The 21,006-nt window shown below is 67.5% G+C and carries 16 protein-coding genes and 2 pseudogenes; 6 read left to right on the top strand and 12 right to left on the bottom strand.

Going from position 1 to position 21,006, the window contains the following annotated elements:
• The 10 genes and pseudogenes from QR78_RS12820 to QR78_RS36035 all read right to left on the bottom strand — a co-directional run.
• Entirely contained in the window at positions 1-483 is a 483-nt protein-coding gene (locus tag QR78_RS12820) for a TIGR02444 family protein (RefSeq protein WP_048427917.1), read from the bottom strand.
• A gap of 94 nt (positions 484-577) precedes the next feature.
• Positions 578-1,924 (bottom strand): MFS transporter, encoded by a 1,347-nt coding sequence (locus tag QR78_RS12815; protein WP_048427916.1) that lies wholly within the window; start codon positions 1,922-1,924, stop codon positions 578-580.
• Positions 1,925-2,076: 152 nt separating this feature from the next.
• Positions 2,077-2,868, bottom strand: a complete 792-nt coding sequence (locus QR78_RS12810) for an enoyl-CoA hydratase/isomerase family protein (RefSeq protein WP_048427915.1) — start codon at positions 2,866-2,868, stop codon at positions 2,077-2,079.
• A gap of 56 nt (positions 2,869-2,924) precedes the next feature.
• Positions 2,925-4,475: an AMP-binding protein gene (locus QR78_RS12805; RefSeq protein ID WP_048427914.1), complete on the bottom strand. Its 1,551-nt coding sequence runs from the start codon at positions 4,473-4,475 to the stop codon at positions 2,925-2,927.
• Positions 4,468-4,992, bottom strand: coding sequence for a (2Fe-2S)-binding protein (locus QR78_RS12800; RefSeq protein WP_048427913.1), 525 nt, complete (start codon positions 4,990-4,992; stop codon positions 4,468-4,470). Before QR78_RS12800 ends, QR78_RS12805 begins: the two co-directional genes overlap by 8 nt.
• Complete coding sequence (locus QR78_RS12795) at positions 4,980-5,819, bottom strand: FAD binding domain-containing protein (protein ID WP_048427912.1); 840 nt, start codon at positions 5,817-5,819, stop codon at positions 4,980-4,982. Before QR78_RS12795 ends, QR78_RS12800 begins: the two co-directional genes overlap by 13 nt.
• The gene (locus QR78_RS12790; RefSeq protein ID WP_048427911.1) at positions 5,816-8,773 is read right to left on the bottom strand and encodes a xanthine dehydrogenase family protein molybdopterin-binding subunit; all 2,958 of its coding nucleotides are present in this window, start codon (positions 8,771-8,773) and stop codon (positions 5,816-5,818) included. The genes QR78_RS12795 and QR78_RS12790 overlap by 4 nt, the downstream gene beginning before the upstream one ends.
• Before the next feature lie 269 nt (positions 8,774-9,042).
• Positions 9,043-9,900 carry an AraC family transcriptional regulator gene (locus QR78_RS12785; RefSeq protein ID WP_048427910.1) on the bottom strand — a complete coding sequence of 286 codons (858 nt, stop codon included), beginning with the start codon at positions 9,898-9,900 and terminating at the stop codon, positions 9,043-9,045.
• A gap of 60 nt (positions 9,901-9,960) precedes the next feature.
• Positions 9,961-10,515, bottom strand: a complete 555-nt coding sequence (locus QR78_RS36040; RefSeq protein ID WP_244276327.1) for an SLC5/6 family protein — start codon at positions 10,513-10,515, stop codon at positions 9,961-9,963.
• A gap of 283 nt (positions 10,516-10,798) precedes the next feature.
• A pseudogene (locus QR78_RS36035) lies at positions 10,799-11,215 on the bottom strand (sodium:solute symporter family transporter); the annotation flags it as partial.
• A gap of 1,545 nt (positions 11,216-12,760) precedes the next feature.
• On the opposite strand from QR78_RS36035, the gene QR78_RS12775 reads away from it, so the two are divergent.
• The gene (locus QR78_RS12775) at positions 12,761-14,428 is read left to right on the top strand and encodes a methyl-accepting chemotaxis protein (protein ID WP_048427909.1); all 1,668 of its coding nucleotides are present in this window, start codon (positions 12,761-12,763) and stop codon (positions 14,426-14,428) included.
• Between the two features lie 314 nt (positions 14,429-14,742).
• Here QR78_RS12775 and QR78_RS12770 read toward each other — a convergent pair whose 3' ends face one another.
• A complete protein-coding gene (locus QR78_RS12770; protein ID WP_158004039.1) occupies positions 14,743-15,852 on the bottom strand; it encodes an FAD-dependent monooxygenase in 1,110 nt (369 codons plus the stop codon).
• Positions 15,853-15,901: 49 nt separating this feature from the next.
• On the opposite strand from QR78_RS12770, the gene QR78_RS12765 reads away from it, so the two are divergent.
• Positions 15,902-16,606, top strand: coding sequence for a TetR/AcrR family transcriptional regulator (locus tag QR78_RS12765; RefSeq protein ID WP_342027894.1), 705 nt, complete (start codon positions 15,902-15,904; stop codon positions 16,604-16,606).
• 341 nt (positions 16,607-16,947) lie between these two features.
• Complete coding sequence (locus QR78_RS12760; protein ID WP_048427906.1) at positions 16,948-17,577, top strand: tyrosine-type recombinase/integrase; 630 nt, start codon at positions 16,948-16,950, stop codon at positions 17,575-17,577.
• Positions 17,578-18,159: 582 nt separating this feature from the next.
• Here QR78_RS12760 and QR78_RS12755 read toward each other — a convergent pair.
• Positions 18,160-19,065: a LysR family transcriptional regulator gene (locus tag QR78_RS12755; protein WP_048427905.1), complete on the bottom strand. Its 906-nt coding sequence runs from the start codon at positions 19,063-19,065 to the stop codon at positions 18,160-18,162.
• 122 nt (positions 19,066-19,187) lie between these two features.
• Here QR78_RS12755 and pxpA point away from each other — a divergent pair, with 122 nt between their 5' ends.
• The 3 genes and pseudogenes from pxpA to QR78_RS12740 form a co-directional block, all read left to right on the top strand.
• Positions 19,188-19,922, top strand: coding sequence for a 5-oxoprolinase subunit PxpA (pxpA, locus tag QR78_RS12750; RefSeq protein WP_048427904.1), 735 nt, complete (start codon positions 19,188-19,190; stop codon positions 19,920-19,922).
• Between the two features lie 35 nt (positions 19,923-19,957).
• Positions 19,958-20,200, top strand: coding sequence for an acetyl-CoA carboxylase (locus QR78_RS12745; RefSeq protein WP_048427903.1), 243 nt, complete (start codon positions 19,958-19,960; stop codon positions 20,198-20,200).
• Positions 20,201-20,205: 5 nt separating this feature from the next.
• Positions 20,206-20,991: pseudogene (locus QR78_RS12740) on the top strand (ATP-binding protein); the annotation flags it as partial.
• Positions 20,992-21,006: the final 15 nt, after the last annotated feature.

Here is a 21,006-nt window from a genome sequence, read left to right as displayed (position 1 = left end):
TCATGCTTCTGCCAAAGCCCGGAGCAGCGCCTCGCGGGGGACTGGCGGCAGCGGCCGGCCGAGATGAACGGCGTAGAGGTCGAGGTATCGGTTTGCCGCTGCGAGGGGCTCGGGAGCGGACGGCTCCGGAGCGGGCGCGCCCACCGCGAGTATTACCAGGGCGAGGCGCTCCGCCTCGATTTCCGAGGCCTTGATCCTGTCCCGTAGCGACTCTGTCGCGAGGCCGGGCAGGAGGGGCGCCTTCATGGCCCTGCGCACGGCTCTGAGCGGTGCGACCACGGCTGCGCGCCACGGCGCGACGGCGGCGTCGGCCGACCGGACCGCTTCTGCATTGAGAGGCCGGCCAGTCTCCGCGCACCAGATCAGGTAGAGCACGAGTGTCACGTCCGCCGCCGCTTCGTCCTGGAGGGCGAGGCAGGCCGGCGCGGCCCCCGGACGGCCATAGAGAGCAAGGGCAAAGGCCCAGAGCGCGTGGGCGTCCATCGCACATACCTTCGGGAACGGGAGTGACCGGCCAGGTATGCCCTGGCCGGTCCCGGAATCAGCGGCAGGTACAAGTCTGCAGAGAAGGGAGCGCTCAGATGCGCTCGAGGTTGCCCCGCGTCTCCTCCGTCATGAAGGCGCCAACGAGGTAGACGGCGGTGACGGCGGTCGTGAAGATCGCGAGCATCATCGGGATCTGGCCGGGACCGTCGACCGCCAGCGACACCAGCGTCGGCAGCATGCCGCCCAGCGCGAAACCGACGTTCCAGGTCAGGCCGGTGCCGGTGGCGCGCAAAGCGGTCGGGAACTTCTCGTTGAGAAAGATCAGCAGCGGGCCGTAGCTCGCGTTGGCGATGAGGGACAGGAGCATGACGTAGACTGTGAGGAGCGCAGTGTCGGTGGTCTGGGCCATGGCGAGGAAGAGCGCCGGGAAGGCCACCAGTCGCACTGCGCCCATGAGCAGGAAGCTCGATCGGCGTCCGATGCGCTGGCTCAGTTCGCCGAGCGCGCAGGCGCCGAATGCGGCGGCGACGTTGGCGGCGATGAGCATCATCGACGCGGTCGCATTCGGAACGCCATTCACGAGCTTGAGGTAGGTCGGCAGGTAGCCGGAGGTGAGATAGTAGGCTGCGCCACCGCCGAACGAGATCAGGGTCGAGACCAGGAAGGCCCTGATGTACTCGGCCGAGAACAGGGCACGCACCGGCGAGGCGACCACGGGTGCCCCGGCGCGACGCGCCGACTTCTCCGCCTGGAGCTGTCGGAAGATCGGCGATTCCTCAAGGTTGCGGAACAGGACCAGGCCGACGGCCGAGGTCAGGAGCCCCGAGAAGAACATCGCCCGCCAGCCCCAGGAGGCGAAGGCCTCGCCGGGTGCCAGCAGGGAGATCACGTAGAAGACCAGCGAGGCCAGTAACCCGCCGATCGCCGCGCCGCCGCCGCCGACTGCGCCCGACATCAGGCCGCGCCACCGCTCGGGGACGGATTCGGTGCCGATCGTGTGCGAGGCCGCGACCACGCCGCCGACGAAGATGCCTTGGATCAGGCGGAATGCGAGGAAGATCGCCGTAGCGGCCCAGCCGATCTGGCCGACCGTGGGCAGGAGCCCGAAGGCCGCGGTCGAGACGCCGACCCCGACCACGGCGATCATCAGCGCGCGCCGCCGGCCGAGGCGATCGGCGTAGGACCCGAACAGGGCCGAGCCGAGGGGACGGATCAGCAGCGTGACGGCGAAGGATGCGTAGGCGCCCGCAAGCGACAGCATCGGCTTGTCGGCGGGGAAGAACAGCGTCCCGATGACGGGAGCAACGTAGAGCAGGATGAAAAGGTCGAACAGGTCGAGGCCCCATCCGAACAGCGAGGCCATGGCGGCGGTGGCGGTCTGGCGGGTCGTCGGCTTGGGCAAGGCCTCGGACACGGGAATCGTGGTGGCGGCGGACATCGGGTTTCCTCCTTTGGGCACGCGGCATCGTTGGCCCGGCCGGTGCGGCCGGGCCTTCCGATGGTCATGAGGGTCGATTTCGGGGCCGCCCGGCCGGCTCTTGGCGCTGGTTTTTGGCGCTGGTTCTTGGCGCCGGCTCGGGCGGGGCAGCGCTACGAGCCGCGGAAGCTCGGCTTGCGCTTGGCGTGGAAGGCCTCGACGCCCTCGCGGAAGTCGTCGGACTGGCGCAGGCGGCTGTAGCAGTGGCCCTCGAGTTCGATGGCGATCGAGAGGGTCGAGTCCTCGGTGTCGTTGAGGAGCTTCTTGGCCGTGCGCTGGGCGATGGGCGAGAAGCCGCGCAGCTCCTCCACCAGCGCGTCGACGGCGGCTTCGAGTTCGCCGTCCGGCACGCACTCGGTGGCGATCCCCCATTCCAGCGCCTGCCGGCCGGGAATGCGCTTCGAGCGCATCACGATATCCTTGGTGCGGGTGATGCCGACGATCTTCTGCAGGCGGGCTGAGCCCCCGGAGCCTGGGATCTGGCCGAGCTTCTGCTCGGGCAACGCGTACCGGCAGGTCTCCGAGACGATGCGGAAGTCGCAGGCGAGCGAGATCTCGAAGCCAACGCCGAACGTATAGCCGCGGTTGGCCGCGATCACGGGCTTGGCACAGCGGGCCGGCGCCGCCATGTTCCAGGCGAGCTTGGAGACATGCTCGGGCGAGGCGTCGAGGAAGCCCTTGATGTAGCCGCCGGAGGAGAAGTGTTCGCCCTCGGCGCGCAGCACGATCACGCGGACGCGGTCATCTTCGTCGAGGGCCTCGAACACCTTCCGGATCTGGTCACGTTGGGGCATCTCGATCACGTTCATGGGCGGGCGGGCCAGGATGACGTCGGCGCGCTCGCGGGCGGGGTCGATTTCGACGCGGAAGCCGTCGAGGTTGGAAAGCCGGGGGTCGCTGGTCATAGGGTCACTCTCTCGTTGACCTTGGAGACAAGGCCTTTGGGGGGGAGGGAATTGCCTCAGGCGGCGGCGGAGGGGTCGCTCGCCGCCTCTGCCTCGTACGCGCCCGCGACGAGCTGGCGGCGCAGGAGCTTGCCGACCGGGGATTTCGGGATCGCGGCGACGAACACGTAGGCGCGTGGGAGCTTGTGGCTCGGCAGCCCGGCCGCGCGGCAATGCGCGTCGAGAGCGGCTTCGTCGACGGACGCACGGCGCTTGACGAAGGCGGTGACCACCTTCCCCCAGCGCTCGTCGGGCAGGCCGACCACGGCGATCTCCGAGACGGCCGGGTGCAGCGACAGGCAGCTCTCGATCTCGACCGGAGAGACGTTCTCCCCGCCCGTGATGATCATGTCGTCGACCCGGCCGGTCACGAACACGTCGCCATCGCCGTCCATGAAGCCGGTGTCGCCCGTGAAGTACCAGCCGTCGCGGAACGCCTTCGCGTCGGCCTCCGGGCGGCGCCAGTAGCCCTCGAAGGCCTCGTCGCCGCGCGCGATCACGGCGATCTCGCCCTCCTCGCCTGGGGCGGCGGCCGCGTGCGGATCGGTGGCCGCGAGCGGGACGATCCGCACCAGGGTGTTGAGGCCGGCCCGCCCCGCCGAGCCGGGCTTCACCGCGGCGTCCTGGTTGATCGTGAAGGTGTAGACCTCCGACGAGCCGTAATGGTTGACGAAGAGATCCGGCCGGAACGCCTCGGTCAGCCGGCCGAGGAGGCCGTCCGTCATCGGCGCGCCCGCGAAGCCGAGCTTGCGCACCGACGACGTGTCGGTCGCGGCGAAGTCCGGATGGTGGACGAGGTCGTGGTAGAGCGTCGGCACGAGGTAGAGGTTCGTCACCCGCTCGGCCGCGATCAGACGCAGCGCGCCCGCCACGTCGAAGCGCGGCAGGCACACGAAGGTGCCACCGATGAGCGACATGGCGAGCAGCGAGCGCACCCCCATCGTGTGGTAGAGCGGCATGACGCCGAGGGTCCGCTCGCCGCGGCCATAGAGGTTTTGGGCCACGTGGGCGAGGGCGGCGGCGCGCTCCGTGCGGTGGCGGCGCGGCACGCCCTTGGGTTTCGCCGTGGTGCCCGACGTGTAGAGCATCAGCGAGACCGCCTCGGCATCGGCCCGTGGCGCGACCGGCTCGGCCGGCACGGCGGCGAGGTCGGCAAAGCGCGTCTCGCTGGGCTCGGGCTCCACACCGACGACGATGCGCGGGCAGAGGCGGGCGGCGGCACTCGCCCGCACGCTCGCGGCCGAGACGCCCTCGTAGGCGACCGCCTTCGCCTCCGCGTTCTCGACCACGAAGTCGATCTCGTCGGGATTCGCCCGCCAGTTGACCGGCGTGAGCACAAGGCCGGCGAACTGGCAGGCCCAGTGGAGCGTCGCCGCTTCCAGGCGGTTCTGCAGCACCGTGACGAGGTGGTCGCCGGGCTTAAGGCCGAGCGCGTCGAGGCCCGCGACCACGGAGGAGATCAGCCCATACCACTCCGCGTAGGTGAGGCGGATCTCCCCGTCGACGATGGCGATGCCCCGCGGGTCGCGGGACACGCTCGCCAGGAAGCTAGTGCCAAGGTCAAGCATCGGATGGGGTCTCCTCGGTCGGTTCGCCGCGCAGCAGGGCGGCGGCCTCGACGGCGGCCGCGATGATCGGGGCGTAGCCGGTGCAGCGGCAGAGATGCCCGCCGATCACCTCGGTGAGCTCTCCCTGCGTCGCGTGCGGGCGGTGCCGCAGGTAGGCGTCGAGCGACATCAGGATGCCGGCGGTGCAGAAGCCGCATTGCAGGGCGTGGTGGCGCCGGAAGGCCGCCTGGAGCACGCCGAGCCGGCCGGGTTCCGGCGCCAGCCCTTCGACGGTGCGCACGTCGCTGCCCTCCACGGCGACGGCGAGCGTCAGGCAGGCGCGGGCGGGCAACCCGTCGATGGTGATCGTGCAGGCGCCGCAGACACCGTGCTCGCAGCCGACATGGGTGCCGGTCATTCCGAGGCCGTGGCGGAGCGCGTCGGTGAGCAGCGTCCGCGGTTCGACCTCGACCCGGGCGGGGGCGCCGTTCAGCGTGAAGGCGACCTCGTGGCGTCGCGTCGCGTCTAGCCGTGGCATCGGCGGGCCTCCTCTGCGGCCTGTTCGAGGACCTGGCGGCCGAGGCGGCGCACGAGGTTGCGGCGGTAGCGGGCAGTGGCGTGGACGTCGTCCCCTGCGCCGAGGTCCCAGGCGAGGGCGTTGAGGGCGTCGTCGAGGGCGGCGCCGTCTAGGAGCGGCCAGTCGCGGGCGGTCGGCCGGTCGGCGACGCCGCCCACCGCGAGGCGCATCCGCTGCCCGTCGACCACGGCCGCGCAGGCCACGATAGCGAAATCGCCGTGGCGCCGGGCCATCTCCGCGAAGGCGTAGCCGGAGCCCGGCCTGCGCACCGGCAGGGCGATCGCCTCGACGAGCTCGTCGTCGGCCCGGTCGGTCACCATCATCCCGACGAAGAAGTCGTCGGCACGCACCCGCCGCGCCCGCTTGGCGGAGCGCAGATGCACCTCGCCCTCGAGGGCGACGAGGCAGAGCGGGATCTCGGCGCTGGGGTCGGCATGGGCGACGGAGCCGCACAGGGTGCCCCGGGCCCGGGTCTGGACGTGGCCGACGAAGGGGAGGGCTGCGGCCAGGAGCGGCACCTCGTCAGCGAGGCCCGGCCGGTCGAGCAGGAGCGTCTGCCGCACGCCCGCCGGGATGACGAGGGCGCCGTTCTCGCGGCGGGGCGACCGCAGCGTCTCGATCCGCATGAGGTCGACGATCAGCGCGGGCTTCGTTAGTCGCATGTTCAGCATCGGCACGAGCGACTGGCCGCCCGCGACGATGCGGGCCTCGTCGCGATGGCGGGTCAGCGCCTCCAGAACCTCGTCGAGGCTCGCGGCGCGCAGGTAGTCGAAGCGGGCGGGCTTCATGCGGAGACCCCCAGGCGCGCGAGGAGCCGGCGCAGCAGGCCGGGCCGGGACTCGCCGCCGGCACGGCGCGCGAGGGCGGAGAAGAAGCCGCCGATGATCACCCGGGCCGCCCCGTCGAGGAGACGGCCACCCACCGCCGCGACCTTGCCGCCGACGGAGGCCTCATAGGCGTAGCCGATGCGCGTCCCGCCCCGGGCGTCCGGCGCCAGGGTGATCCGCCCGCTGCCGCCGCCGTTGCCGAGCGCCCCCGTCACGGTGCCTGACAACGTCGCGGCCCGGGGCGGATCGAGATCCGAGAGCGTGATGTCGGCCTTGTAGCGGCCCTTCACGGGGCCGACGCCGAGGGTCACGTCGGCTCGGAAATGCGTCTCCGACAGCTTGCGCACGCCATGCGCGCCCGGGATCACCGAGGTCAGCACGGCGGGGTCGAGCAGCATCGCCCAGACCGCCTCCGGGGCCGCCGCCACCCGGGCTTCACCCTCGCCGCGCATGGTCCGGTCGCCCGGGCGGGCCTGCGCCTGCACGGTGCGGCCCTGCGGGGGAGCCGGCTCGTCGCTGCGCTCGCTGAGCGCGGCGAGCTTGGCGGGCGTCAGCGGCAGGTCGATGGCGTCGATCCCGAGCGCGTCCGCCACCGCATTGGCGAGGCAGACCGGCGTCGACATGCAGTTGCCCTCGCCCACGCCCTTCGCTCCGAGGGGTGTGAAAGGAGAGGGACTCTCGAGATGCAGGACGACGAGGTCGGGGATCTCGGTTGCGGTCGGCAAGAGGTAATCGGCGAAGGTGCCTGACAGGAAGGCGCCGTCCTCGCCGTAGGCGAGCTCCTCGTACACGGCGGCGCCGAGCGCCTGGGCGAAGCCGCCGCGCACCTGGCCCTCGACCATGCCGGGGTGGAGGATCCGGCCGCAATCGTGCATCGAGACGTAGCGGTCGATGACGAGCTTGCCCGTCGCCCGATCCACCTCCACGCCGCAGAAATCGAAGATGAAGCCGTGACACAGCGAGGAGTTGACGGCATCGCCCTCGTCGGGTGCTGCCAGCTCCGGAGGCGTCCAGAACGCCGTCTCGCGGATGACGGAGCCGACCTCGTCGGGCACGAGGCCCGGCGACCAGTGGCTCGTCGCGGCGACGCGCGCGAAGGGCAGCGCGGCGTCCGGGTTCGTCCGCGACGCTACGCGGCCGCCCGCGAAGACGAGGTCGTCGGCCCGCACGTTGAGCTGGGCCGCCGCCACCTGGGCGAGCCGGTCGCGCAGGCGCGTGGCGGCCTGGTAGGCCACCCCGGCGACCGCGGCGGCGAAGCGGCTCGAATAATTGCCCGAGGCGATCGACCACGCGTCCTTGGCGGTGTCGAGATCCGTGGTCACCCGGACCTGATCGAGCGGGATGCCGAAGACGTCGGCCACGACCTGGGCGAGAACGGTGCGATGGCCCTGGCCCTGCGGCACCGAGGCGACCTGCACGGTCACCGAGCCGACCGGATCGAGAGTGACGGTGGCAGTGGCCTGCGCGCCGTTCTTCGGGCCGGCCTTGGCGCGCTCGGCGGCCGTCAGCACCGTGGTGATGTAGCCCATGTTCGAGACGCTGGGCTCGACCGCGGCCGTGAAGCCGATGCCGTAGAGCCGGCCCTCCGCCCGCGCCGCCTCGCGACGGCGGCGTAGAGCGTCGAGACCGCCATCGCGAACGGCCTCGTCGAGGGCGCGCTGGTAGTCGCCCGAGTCGTACAGTGCCCCGGTCGCGGTGCGGTACGGGAAGGCGTCCGCCGGGATCAGGTTCCGGCGGATCACGTCGAGCGGGTCGAGCCCGAGCGTCGCGGCGATGCGCTGCACGAGGCGCTCGAGAGGGTAGTAGACCTGCGGGCCGCCGAAGCCGCGCACGAGGCCGGTCGGCGTCTTGTTGGTGACCACCACCCGGTTGCGGATGCGCACGTGCCGGATCGCGTAGGCGCCGGTCATGTTGCCGTGCATCCGGTACAGGGTCGCCGGCTCCGGTGCGCGCAGGGTGGCGCCGCAATCCTCGACCTGGTCCCAGTCGAGGGCAGCGATGCGGCCCTCGCCGTCGAAGGCAGCCGTCAGGGTGGTGACGCGGTTCGTCGCCGAGACCGAGGCGGCGAGGTGCTCCATCCGGTCCTCGATCCACTTGACCGGGCGCCCGACCTTGCGGGCGGCGGCGCAGATCAGGACCGCGTAGGGGGCGACGCCCTGCTTCACGCCGAAGCTGCCGCCGGAATCCGGCGGCGTGCGCAGCCGCAGGCGGTTGCCCGGCACCTTGAGGGCGCGGGCCACCACGGCATGGATGCTGAAGGGGCCCTGGAAGTTCGCGAGGAGATCGTAGGAATCGTCGCTCGGGTCGTACTCGGCGACGACCCCGTAGGTCTCCATCGGCGAACCGGTGTTCCGGGGATAGCGGACCGTCACCGAGAGGGTGTGGCGGGCCTGCGCGAAGGCGGCGTCCGGGTCGCCGTACCGGAAGGCGCGGTCGCTGACGAGGTTCTGCCCGACGCCCTCGTGCAGGACGGGCGCGTCCTCGGCCAGCGCTGCCAGCGGATCGACCATCGCCGGGCGGGCGCGGTACTCGACCTCGATCAGGTCGCAGCCGTCCTCGGCGACGTAACGATCCTGCGCCACGACCACGGCGACCGGCTCGCCGACGTAGCGCACCCGGTCGACAGCGATCGCCCGTGCGTCCACGGCGGCGCGGAGCGCCGGGACGAGGGGACCGGCGACGTCGGCGAGATCGTGTCCGGTGAGCACCGCGACCACGCCCGGGAGCGCGCGGGCCGCGTCGGCGTCGAGGCCGAGGATGTCGGCGTGCGCGTGAGGGGAGCGCAGGATCGCCGCGTGCAGCGTACCGGGCTTGTGCCCGAGATCGTCGATGTAGCGTCCGCGTCCGGACAGCAGAGCGGCGTCCTCGACGCGCTCGACCGACTGCCCGACGAAACGGCTGTGCTCGATGCCCAATGCTCGCTTCCTCGTTCGAGGCTCTAGGGAGGCCTCGTGAGTGCAAACTGCATCGACCCCGCCGCGGGACGTGAGACGCCCCCGTCTCACAACTTACCGAAACGTCTCAAAATCCGCGGACCGGCATCGTGACGTCCGGGCGGGCTTGCTGGTGCAGGGGTGCGACCCTTGCTTCTCCGGCGCACGGGACAGGCGAGCGTCGCACCCCGTCCGGCAATGGGCGGCGGTCGTGCAGGCAGGGAGCAGCGCGTGAGTTGCGGCGGGTGGGATCAGGCCGCGAAGCCGGCCGAGCGGCGGACGATGCCGCGGAAGACGCTCGGGGGCACGCTGACGTGGTCGCGGAAGAAGCGCGAGAAATGCGCGGGTGCCGCGAAGCCGAGCTTCGTGCCGAGATCCGAAAGGCTCTCGTCGCCCGCGACGATCGCCTCGACGGCGCGCTCGATCCGGATCGAGTTGAGGAAGACGTGCGGCGAGGCGCCGGTCGTCTGCTCGAACAGGCGGTAGAAATGGGCGCGCGACAGGCCGGCTTCGCGGGCCAGGGCTTCGGCGCTGAGGCCGAGCCCGTCCTCGCCGCGCATCCGGGCCATGGCCCGCTGCACACGCCAGTCTCCCCGCGGGCGCCGCCCTGCTTCGCGCAGGGAGGTTCCGATCTCGCGCCACTTCGTGAACCGCTCGATCAGGGCGATCATCAGTCCCGGCAGCAGCTCGCCCCGGATGCGCGGTGAACCGGGGGTGTAGACCATCTCGGCGGCGAGATCCCGCACGAGACCGCGGATCACCGCGGTGATCAGCCCGGCGGGCTCGTCGAAGAAGCCCGGTGCGGCGCTCGCCGACCAATTGTGCCGGAAGGCGCCGAGCCATGCCGGCTCGATGTACAGCGCGAGGATCATCGACGGCTCGCGGCGCGGATCGTGGACGTAGGCGTGGGTCTCCCACGCGTTGACGAGGACCGCCTGGCTGTCGGTCAGGTTGACCACCCGGTCGCCGACCAGGAACTGCGTGTCGTCACCCTCGACCTTCAGCAGCACGTGGCAGTGCGGATGGGCGTGGCGAACCAACCCGCGATCCATGTCGAGCAGGGCAACGCGGCCGAAATCTCCGTACGTGATTTCGAGAGCATCAGACATGAGAACAGCCTAGCACCCGGTGCCGAACGCAGCCAGCCGTCGCCATGCCCAGCCTCGCTGCTACTTCTGTCGCAGGGATACCGGAACAGAGGCCGGGATGTCCGCGCCTGACCGCTTCAGCAGGTGATCCGTCCCCATCACGACCAGTGGGATGACCAGAGCCACGTAGGCATTGTCGATCCCGAATGGGTCGCCCGCCAGGAACCAGCCGATCGTCAGCACGAGGGACGCGACGATGCTGACGAATGCGGCCCGCGGCCGCGTCACGTGTGGCGCGTAGAAGGCGAACAGGACCAGGACCGCGAGAGTGGTGCGCAGGGACTTGGCGAGGAAGGTAACCTTCAGGATATCCGGCGCGTAGATCGCGAGCGGAATCGGCAGCAGCCCCACCGCGATCGTCGCCGCACGCACGAAGGCGAGCGAGCCGCGTCCTTCCACATCGCCGCGAAGGGGTATGTAGAAATCCTTGTAGAGGAGCGTCGCCGCACCGATGCTGAGCGCCGAGATCGTGCCGAACAGCGAACCGGCGAGGCCCGCGACCACGACCGCGGCAAGGACGTCGTCCATCCGGGCGATCAGCGCCGGCAGCACCCCGATCGGCGGCACGTTCGGCATCAAGGCGCCCGCGCACACGCCGACGAGGGCGGCCAGCAGGCCGAACGGAATCGAGAAGGATTGCGCACCAGAAGCTCGCGGCCTGGGCGGTGCGACCGTCCTCCACGGTGTTGATCGCCTGGATCACGTATTGTGTCGAGAAGACCGCGCCGATCCCGGCCACGAGCCAAGCCAGGATCTGGGACCAGCCGACGGTGTCGACGGCAAACATCCGGGCCGGAACCTGTGCCTGCAGGGACCCGAGGCCGCCGATTTGCGAGACGGCGAAGGCCGCTGCGACCAGGATGCCGACGTACTTGACGACGGCGTGCAGCACATTGGTGGTGATCACGGAGCGCATGCCGCCGATGCCGACGTAGAGCGTCGCCACCGCGCCGGTGATGACGATCGCCGTGGTGCGGTCCATCCCGAGCAGCCCCGCCAGGATGGAGCCGCCGCCCGCGTAGGTCGAGATCGCCACGATCTGCAGGGCGAAGATCATGATGACCGAGGTGGCGAGCTTGGTCGGGCGTCCATAGGCGCGGGCCAGCGCGCCCGAGATGGTGTTCTCGCCGAGCGTCTTGAAGCGACGGGCCAGGAAGAAGGCGTACAGCATGAAGCCGATGCCGAGGGCCACGATGTTCCAGGCCGCCGAGAGGCCGACCTTCACGGCGGTCTGCGTCGTGCCGACGCTCGCCGCCGTACCGATGAACTCGGACATGAGCAGGAAGCCGATCAGGACTGCCGGGTAACGCGCTCCTCCCGACGTGAAGCTGCCGGCGCTCCTGGCGTGACGGCGCGCGACGACGCTGATCAACCCCATCGCTGCCAAGTAGGCCAACGTGAGCGACAGCACGACCCAGTTCGGCTGCATGATGCCGCTGTCCGTCAGACGTCAGCGAATGTGCACAGGTCGCGGTGATTGGGCATGATTCCTCCGGTTGTTCTTTCGGGCGACCGCGCGTGATGGCGTTCTTGTATGCGCCCAGTCGGAAGGATCGTGCGTGCAGAGCGGTTGTTCATCAAATAGAGAAAAATGATATAGGTGATCATCAGTCATGATGGCTCCGTCCTCCCAGACATGACCAGTCAGTGGCCGACGATACGTGGCGGGGCGCGGAACCGTTGCTGATCCTAAGACGATCGAAGTGGATAGGGATGCTGTCGCAGCGCCTGCGTGATTGGGAACATGTCAAGCATGTGCCGCCGGGCCGGCTGCAGGGGGCGAGCCGGGATCGGTGGAAGCGGGCGCCGCTGCCCTGGCGTAGATCGACTGCAACGACCCCGATGTCCCAGCAAGCCGGCAGCCGCCGCGCAAGCGACTGCGCAGCCCATGGAAACGCCGCCTCCACATGCGGATCGGGCAGTCTTGACAACGGGATAGAGCGCGTCGCCGTACCCGGCCTTGGTCGCACGTACCTTCGAGCGCCAGTGCGCTCGCTTTCGCTATGCCAATGTGAGGCCCCGATCCTTCCGCTGCGATTCCTGCCAAGCACAATTCTGCAGCATTATAATCTAATCCTTGGCCATGAAGGCCGCTAAAATCGTTAGCTTAGTGGTCGCCGCCAAGAATGCGCCGCTATTTTATATTTGTCGACGACGAGCTATCGCGACCAACTGTTGATGGGGTTTTTCGATAATGGAACTCGCCGGCCTGCGAGAGGTCCGCTATCAGGTGACGAGCTGCCACTTCAGCTGAAGTGATTGAAGGTCGGAAATTGGCGCACAGCGGAACAAACGGCGGGCGAAGTCCTGACCCCGCGCGGATCATCCATCCGCCGCCACGGAAGGACCGCATGGGGTCGAAAGCTGCCCAAAACGACGCTCGGAATCCGCTAGGGTATGCCCATATGGACGGCCGGAATAACGAACGGACCTCGGAGTGCCCCGCCTACGGTCCGCCCGGGGTGGTGAGTGGACCTTGAAATTTCGTCCGCAAGCCGATGTTCCATCCGCGACTCAACACGAGGTGCGCGAAAGCTTCTCCAATCCCTTCTATGCTACTTTAAGCGAATAAATTCTCGCCTCATTGCTGCCATTGCATAGCAAATATTGTGCATAGAGGGCGACATAGATAAAGCAATATCCATTATGGCCTAACACCGTTATTTTCTGAGTTGTTTCACGATCACAAATATATCAACATCATATACATACAAATTTAACTATTACGCCCGAACTTCAGTTAATACCAACGAAATCTACAATTTTAAATTGTATGATTGTAGATTTTAATCATCCCTGTAGAAATAAAAGTTGGACCATTATGACAATTAAGCTGCGACTTGTCGCACTGCTGACCGGCCTGGGCCTACTACTCCTGGCGACAGCCACATTGGGCAACTTGGCGCTCCATTGGAGCCACCAGAGCCTCAAAACAGTCATTGAAGACCGCGTTGTTTGCCTCCGGCAGTTCAGCATCATCCGAGATGCCTACGACGACATGATCGATGTCTCGCGTATGTTGCGCGGCAGGCAGATAGGACCAGACAAAGCCAAGGATAGGATCGAGAGTGATCTTTCCAACCTGCAGACACAATGGTCGGCATACCTAGCGACCTATCTGACCCCGGAGGAGAAAAGCCTCGCCGATGATCTGCAGGGAAGGATCAATCGGAACGGAGCCATCATGTCCGAAATCCTCAAGCGCCTCGCAGCCGGAGGTACGCCGGAATTCGAGACGACGCATGCCGACCTGCTGAAGGGCACGCAGGCCACCAACGCAACCCTCGGCAAGCTGACCGCACTGCAGGTCCGTGAGGCGGAGGTGGAATATCAACGCTCCCAGGCCATCGCAGGCCAGTCGCGCGTGGGGCTGGTGGCCGCACTCGTTCTTGCCATGCTCAGCATTGCCTACGGCGTCTATGTGATCATCCGGCAGATCACTCACCCACTCGGCGGTCTCGTAACGGTGCTCCAGCGCATGGCCCGCGGCGAGATCGACGCGGAGATCAAGGAAGCCGCTCGCGGCGACGAGATTGGCGCGGTCGGTAAGGCGGTCGAGGGCATCAAGGCTATGGTCGCCCGCAAGGCCGCCGAGGAGGCCGAAATCAAGCGCCGGGCCGATGAGGCCGCGTCCTCCGCGCGCAAGCGCACGATGATCGAACTAGCTGATGGCTTCGAGCGCGCAGTCGGCAACATCGTCGGAATGGTGTCGTCGTCGGCTACTGAGCTCCAGGTTACCGCCCAGCAGATGACCGCCATCGCTACCGAGACGGCGTCGCAGTCCACCACTGTGGCCGCAGCCGCCGAAGAGGCCGCCGCGAACGTCAACACCGTCGCTGCCGCTACCGAGGAGTTGAGTTCCTCGGTGCAGGAGATCGCCCGGCAGGTCTCCGGCTCGGCCCGGCTTGCCCAGTCGGCGGTTAGCGAGGCTGATCAGACCACGCATCTGGTCCAGGCGCTGCAGGCTACCTCTACACGGATCGGTGACATGGTCGGTCTAATCTCCACCATCGCCGGGCAGACCAACCTCCTGGCGCTCAACGCCACCATCGAGGCTGCCCGCGCTGGAGCGGCAGGGCGCGGCTTTGCGGTGGTGGCGAGCGAGGTCAAGGCACTAGCCGGGCAGACTGCCCGGGCGACCGAGGAGATCGGCCGCCAGATCGGTGAGGTGCAGGGCGTCACCGCCCAGGCCGTGACGGCAATCGGCGGCATCACCGGGCGGATTAGCGAGATCGACAGCGTGGCGACCTCGCTGGCCGCAGCGGTCGAGCAGCAGGGCGCGGCGACGCAGGAGATCGTGCGCAACGTCGCTCAGGCCTCGGCCGGCACCAGCGAGGTGACTGGCAACATCGCTGGCGTGGCGCAGGCCTCGGAAGAGACGGGAGCGGCGGCGACACAGGTCCTATCGGCCGCCTCCGAGCTATCGCGCCAGTCTGAGCAGCTTGGCGCGGAGGTCGCTCGCTTCCTCGCCACAGTTAGGGCCGCTTGATCTCAATGCGACAACTCTGGCGATCGTGCCATAGATCGCCGGCCTTTCAGAAATCCGCTCCTGCCTAAACTCGAACCAGGAGCGGAAGCCTGACCGACGACATCAACTTGGCCTGGCTCACTGACGACCAGGGGGCCTTGGTCTGGTCGCTCCGTCTGAACGATGAGAACACGGCTCTGAGCCCCTAAAGGCACGGCCACCTGCGTCTGCAACGGGTGGAAAGCGGGCACTTAATCTTCGCGATGAAGCAGACGTTCCGCCTCCGACCCAACCCAGCTACTCGTGCCGCCGTCGAATCTTATTCAAAATGGCTGTTAAACGCCGATATCTCCGAAGGCCAGCTTACGATCTCGCTCCGCCATTTCGGCCTCGTCGCCGGGAAACAGCATCTGTACGCTATCTATAGCAGCCCGTTCTTGTACCTGTTCGACGAACGGCCGTAGTCCTTCCTCATAAGCGCGAAATGCGGCGGCATAGTTGTCTGGATGCCGCGCCAGGGCGTCGGCCAACCTTCCCGCGCCGATGATGGCCATCGAGCCACCGAGGCCAGCGAAAGGGGACACGCAATAACCGGCGTCGCCGACGAGAGTGATGCGCCCTTGCGACCAAGTCGGCATCCTAATCTGGCTGATACGATCAAAATAGAAATTATTGTCGTCGCCTATATGAGCAAGCATGTCCGGCACTTTCCATTCCAGACCGGAAAAATGCTCCTCGATCAGGCGACGTTGCTGATCCTTGTTCCGGTGATCGTATTCGATCTCGCCAGCCGTGCGGAACCCGAAGCCGATATCCGTGCGATCGTCATAGCCGTTCAGCATCGCCATCCGTCCAGGAACGGCAAAAACCTCCGAGCTATTCGGCGGAAGCAGTCCGGTATCTGGCACGACTTTGAGGTAGAAATATCCGCCCATGAAATGGGTGAACTGCTCGCCGTCGCCGAACACTAGCCTGCGCGTGTTGGAGCGGTTTCCATCGCAGCCAAATATCAGTGCGAATTCGTGCCGACTGCCGTCGCTGAACGTCGCCGACACCCCTTCAGGACGCTCCTCAATCGCCACGATCGAGCAATTGAACAGCAGTTCCACATCTCCCCCGATTGCGCCAGACAGAACCTCCAACAGGTCGTCGCGGTGGATCTCGTATCGCGGTCCCGCCTCGTCGTCGGGGTGGTGGGCCATTTCGCCCAGCGTTGTGTTTTTCGCATCCTTGAATGCGAAGCGCCGAGGGGGAAGCGTTCTCTCCCGAACGGCCTCCATCAAATCCATGCTCGTGAGAATGGCGATTGTCTCGCCCTGGATATCTACGGGCGTCCCGCCACGCCGGAGACTAGGTGCGACCTCAACCACTGTGACGCGATATCCGAGTCGGTTCAGCCAGAATGCCGTCGCCAAGCCAGCGAAACTCGCACCGCTGACGAGCACGGACCGAGGCTCGGCGAGGGGCGCACCTGACATAGGAGTTGACGTGGGCATGCCACCACCTCAAAGTAATCTCGATATGAAATTATACCGAGTATATATTGATATGCAGGAACACGCAAGCCCCAAGCTGGACAGGCGCACACGGAAGCGGCTAGCGACGCGCCAAGCCATCTCCGATTCGGCCACGCGCCTGTTCATGGAGCACGGCTTTGATCAGGTGACGATTGACGAGATTGCGGAGGCAGCGGATGTCGGCCGTATGACCGTGTTCAATCATTTTCCCCGCAAGGAGGACATGTTCTTCGACCGCGAGGACGAAGTGCGCGAGATGGTGTTCGCGGCCATCCAGGGGCGGGAAGAGGAAATGAGCCCGGTCACGGCACTGCGATTGCTCGCTCATCGCTGTATCGAGGACCGGAACCCGCTCCTACCGCTTTTCGGTGCGCCCCTGAGGTTCGTGGCGACGGCGCTGGCCAGCGAGGCGCTGAAGGCGCGCGCGCGCCAGATGTGCAGCGAGTTCACGCGCGTTCTGGCAGCGATGCTGGCAGAGTCGATCGATCGACCAGCGGACGATACCGACGCGCATTTGCTAGCGGGCTTGCTCGTAGCTACGTGGAGCGTGGCATTTTTCGAAGGGTATAACGTGGCTGACAGAAACGGTGATGCCGAGGCCGCCGGTCAAATATTTCTTCGTCTTATCGATCGAGGTTTCCAAGCCGCTGCTGCTGCGGTATCAGGAACGCCCTATGTCTAGGCGGGTCCACGGTGTGGATGAGGGTATGTGAAGATGAATTTATGATGGCGGTTATGGCGAGATTTTGTTTGTGATTTCGCGCGATTAACTCAGATGCGTCCACTACTATGCATACGCTATCCAGAAGTAGATAGGCAGAAAGCCACCTGATCCGGTCGTAGATGATCGTTAGGTAGGCGGCCAGAAAGCAGACTTTCCGAGGGTCAGCAAAGGGTCGGGAGCAGCAGTCCAGGCCCGCCGGCGCCGATGTCGGCTTGTGCCACAGAGAGCCGTCATTCGACATTGGACTCACTGGCAGCATCGGGTCCCTCATGGCGGGCTCCTTAACACAGGAGCCTGTCATGCCTGAGGTCGTTACCGTCTCCACCAAACCACGTGTTCCTTGGAACCGCGGCCGTATCGTCGGCCCTAAACCGCCGCTGAAGCCGAAGCACATCTGGGCCCTGCGCACGCGCCTTCAGCTCGCTAATTGCACGCGAGATCTTGCCCTGTTCAACCTTGCCGTCGATAGCAAGCTGCGCGGGTGTGATCTCGTCGGCCTGCGTGTTAGTGACATCTATCTGGGCGACGCCGTGCGTCTTCGAGCGACGGTCTGCCAGCGCAAGACCGGCAGGCCGGTTCCGTTCGAGATCACCGAACCGACGCGCGAAGCTCTCACGGCTTGGTTGACTGCGCGCAGGTTGAAAGCCTCCGACTGGCTGTTTCCAAGCCGGAGTCGTCCCGGAGAGCATCTCACGACTCGGCATTATAGTCGGCTGGTAGACCGGTGGGTTGCCCTGATCGGCCTGGACCCTTCGGCGTTCGGCACGCACAGCCTACGCCGCACGAAGGTCGCGCTGGTATACAAGCGTACCGGCAATATCCGAGCCTGCCAACTGTTGCTCGGCCACACGAAGCTGGAGAGCACGGTTCGCTACCTCGGCATTGAGGTTGACGACGCGCTGATCCTCTCGGAGCAGACCGAAATCTGAACAGGGCGCCGCGGTCTAAACGGCTGCGGCGTACCAGCAGGATGGTTGCCCCTAAGGGGGCCGAATGACCCAAAGCGGCCCCTCGTAGGACTTCTCTGGAGTGTCCAGTTCCACCGGGCTTCCGGACGTTCGAGTTTCTGACACGCTGACCCCGCCATTGGCGGCCGCGCTGTGCTCGCGCTTGGAGTGCATCGGCCAGCGTCGACCGGCATCGCGGGGCAAACGGCCACCGGCTGGACCTGCCGGGGTGTTTACTCCCCCCGTATGACGCGTACTCAACGGGACGGCCCAGCGTCACATTCCGGACCGGTCTTGGCGCCGGCCCACTCTCTGGATGACGTGCAAGGTGCGATGCGTTTTGACCGACGGTGGGTGCATGATCGGGGGTGCGTGCCGCGCTCGTGCACGCGACGTCGGTGATGTCCTGCGGGACATGGCCAAGGAGGATGCCCTGCGGGACATGGCCGAGGAGTTTGCCCCGGAGACCGGTCTCCTCCGCACGGACGCCGGGAACGTCGGTCTATCCGGGTCGCAGTCGAAGTGACGGTCGCCTGGACGGCGAAGCCCAAACAAGAAGAGGCTTCAGCCCTGGCCTGCACAGGCGAGGTTGACGAACTCGCGGAAGGTCCTGGCGGCAGGGGTGAGCGCCGTATCGGCCCGCCAGGCGAGGCCGACATCCATCGTCGGGATCTCGTCCTCAATCTGGCGCCGCTCCAGGCGCTGGCCCTCCAGCGACCAGGGCCGATAGACGAGGTCAGAGAGGATGGTGACCCCCATGCCCGCCGCCACCATGCTGCGCACGGACTCGACGGAGGAGGTCTTGAAGATCACCTCGGGGCGGAAGGGGGTCAGGGCCCAGTAACGCCCGGCGGTATGGCCGGCCTCATCGACGGTGAGCATGATGTATGGGTGCCGGGCGACGTCGCTCAGGCCCACCCGGCCCTGGCGCAGGAGCGGGTGCTCGGCGGGCAGCCACAGCCGGCGCCGCGAGCGGATCAGGGTCTCGGCGGCGAGCGCGTCGCGCGCCTGGAGGTTCGAGACCAGCATGACGGCGATGTCGAGGGCGCCGTCGAGCAGCGCCTGCTCGATCACGTCCCGCGGCGCCTCGAACAGGTTCAGCGTCACGCCCGGAAAGCTCGAGGCGAAGCGGGCGTGGTGGTGCGGCAGGAAGTAGCCGGCCACCGTGTAGGTCACCCCGACCCGGACCGTGCCGGTGACGGCGGCGCCCGCCGCCCTCGGCTCGCGTACCGCCTCGGCCACCGCCGCCATGATGTTGCGGCCGTGCAGCAGGAATCGGTTGCCCTCCCGCGTCAGCGCGACGCCGGCCGCGTGGCGCTCGAACAGGCGCACGCCAAGCACGGCTTCGAGCTGCTGTACCGCCGCCGTCACGGCGGATTGCGACACGTTGAGCTCCACGGCCGCCTGCGAGATGCGGCCGGATTCCGCCGCCGCGATGAAGTAGCGGATCTGCTTGAGCGAGATCGACATGCCCGGCCTCCGACACGGGGAGGGGTATCGGATTTTTCGAAAGCCGGCACGCAGATTTCCGATTTTACAATGGTGCGAACGCTTGCAACTCTCCGGTCCGCGGTCCAGCCGGAGGCAACCCGATGGTCTCGATCAACTGCGACATGGGCGAGGGCTTCGGCATCTGGCGCCTCGGCGATGATGCCGCCCTGATGCCCCACATCCACATCGCCAACGTCGCCTGCGGCTTCCACGGCTCCGACTTCAACCACATGCGGGCGACGGTGCGGCTGGCGCGTGCCCACGGCGTCGCGGTCGGCGCGCACCCGTCCCTGCCCGACCTCCAGGGCTTCGGCCGGCGCGAGATGAAGATCGGCCGCGAGGAACTGACGAACTGCCTGATCTATCAGATCGGGGCGCTCAAGGGCTTTCTCGACGCGGAGGGGATGGCCCTCAACCACATCAAGCCGCACGGCTCGCTCTACGGCATGGCGGCGCGCCAGCCTGACATCGCCGAAGCGATCTGCGACGCCGCCGACATCTTCCGGGTGCCGATCCTCGGCATGCGCGGCACGCTGCACGAGAGCGTCTATCCGGCCCGCGGCCACACCATGGTGGCGGAGTTCTACGCCGATCTCGACTACGCCGACGACGGCAGCCTGATCATCACCCGCGAGCACCCGCCGGTCGAGGCCGAGGCCGGCACCGCCCGAGTCTTGCGGGCGCTGCGCGAGGGGGTGGTGGCGACGGTCGGCGGGCGGGACGTCCCGGTCGGCCGCGAGAGCATCTGCATCCATTCCGACACGCCGGGGGCTGCCGACCTCGCCCGCACCCTGCGCCAGGCCCTCCGCCGGGAGGGGCTGGAGCACGCGGCCTGAGCCATCATCGACACGAGAGGATCCCAAGGACGACCATGGCGCTCAAGACCATCCAGGCCCCGATTCCTGGCACGTTCTACCGTGCGGCCAACCCGGGCGATCCGCCCTTCAAGGCCGAGAACGACGCGGTCGCCGTCGGCGACACGGTCGGGCTGATCGAGGTGATGAAGACCTTCACGCCGGTGATCGCCGAGGAGGCCGGCACCCTGAAGGCCTTCCACGTCGAGAACGAGGATGCCGTCATGGCCGGCCAGCCGCTCTACGACCTCGAGGCCTGAGCGCCATGGCGATCCGCCGGATCCTCGTCGCCAACCGGGGCGAGATCGCCCTGCGCATCGTCCGCGCCGCCCGCGAGCTCGGCATCGCCACCGTCCAGGCTGTGAGCGCCGCCGACCGGGAGATGCTCCCGGCCCGCCTCGCCGACGCGGTCGCGGAGATCGGCCCGGCCCATGCCGGCAAGTCCTACCTCAACAAGGAGGCGGTCCTGCGCGCCGCGCTCGAGAGCGGCTGCGACGCGGTCCATCCGGGCTACGGCTTCCTGTCGGAGAACGCGGACTTCGCCCAGATGGTCGAGGAGGCGGGCCTCGTCTTCATCGGCCCCGCGCCGGAGACGATCCGGCAGATGGGCGACAAGGCAACCGCCCGAACGATCGCCGCGCGGGCGGGCGTGCCGACCGTGCCGGGCAGCGAGGGCCGGGTCGAGGGGCTGGACCAGGCCCGGGCCGCCGCCGCCGCGATCGGCTTTCCCGTCATGATCAAGGCGGCGGCCGGGGGCGGCGGGCGCGGCATCCGGGTGGCGCAGGACCCGGACGAGCTCGCGACCCTGATCCCGCAGGCGACCGCCGAGGCCAAGGCCGCCTTCGGCGACGGCGGCCTCTATCTCGAGCGCTTCGTCGGCCGGGCCCGCCACGTCGAGGTGCAGGTGCTCGGCGACGGGCGCGAGGCTATCCACCTCCATGAGCGCGAATGCTCGCTCCAGCGCCGGCGCCAGAAGGTGTGGGAGGAGGCGCCCGCCGCCTGCCTGCCGGACGACGCGCGCGACGCGCTCTGCACCTCGGCGGTGCAGCTAGTGCACTGACTCATT

It is taken from the genome of Methylobacterium indicum (genome assembly GCF_001043895.1).
Classification (GTDB): domain Bacteria; phylum Pseudomonadota; class Alphaproteobacteria; order Rhizobiales; family Beijerinckiaceae; genus Methylobacterium; species Methylobacterium indicum.
Note: the sequence above shows the minus strand (reverse complement) of the source record. Positions and strands in the feature narration are given on the sequence as shown.